At 48.5% G+C, this 540-nt stretch carries 2 protein-coding genes; both read left to right on the forward strand.

The features are described from left to right. Positions 1–191 (forward strand): flagellar basal body rod C-terminal domain-containing protein (locus tag R7R78_RS28965; RefSeq protein WP_318119845.1); only part of this gene is annotated, 191 nt, incomplete at its 5' end. Continuing rightward, the coding region (locus R7R78_RS28970; RefSeq protein WP_318119847.1) for a flagellar hook capping FlgD N-terminal domain-containing protein at positions 191–540 on the forward strand (350 nt) is incomplete at its 3' end. The genes R7R78_RS28965 and R7R78_RS28970, both read left to right, overlap by 1 nt.

Below are 540 nucleotides of genomic sequence, written 5' to 3' on the forward strand. Positions count from 1 at the left end.
CGGAAAAACGCTTTGAGCCAAATAACCCACTCGCTAACGGCGAAGGTTACGTTTACTACCCAGACATCGACGTGGTTGCGGAAATGGCGGACATGATGTCAGCGACTCGCAGCTTCGAAACGAACGTGGAAGTGTTGGCAAATGTGAAAAGCATGCAGCAAGGCTTGCTTCGTTTAGGGCAGGGTAGCTAATGAGTCTTGCACAGTACACGGCATTATCGTCGGACGCTCCAGTTAAAGCGGCAGCAAAAGAAAACAGTGGCATTGCGCCAAACCCAACGGATAAGAACAGCGCGTCTTCACTTCAAAATGAGTTCATCTCTTTGATGGTGGCGCAAATTCAAAACCAAGATCCGTTAAACCCGTTAGATGGCACAGAATACGTCGGTCAGTTGGCGCAGTTCTCTCAAGTTCAAAGTACCGAGAACATGTCGAAGGTCATGCAAAACAGCATGGTGCTACTCGACAACATGCAAGTGCTATCGACCGCCGGTTTGGTTGGTCAAACGGTTTACGTGAATTCAAAAGAATTCGAACTGGG

The organism is Vibrio sp. 2134-1 (assembly GCF_033339495.1).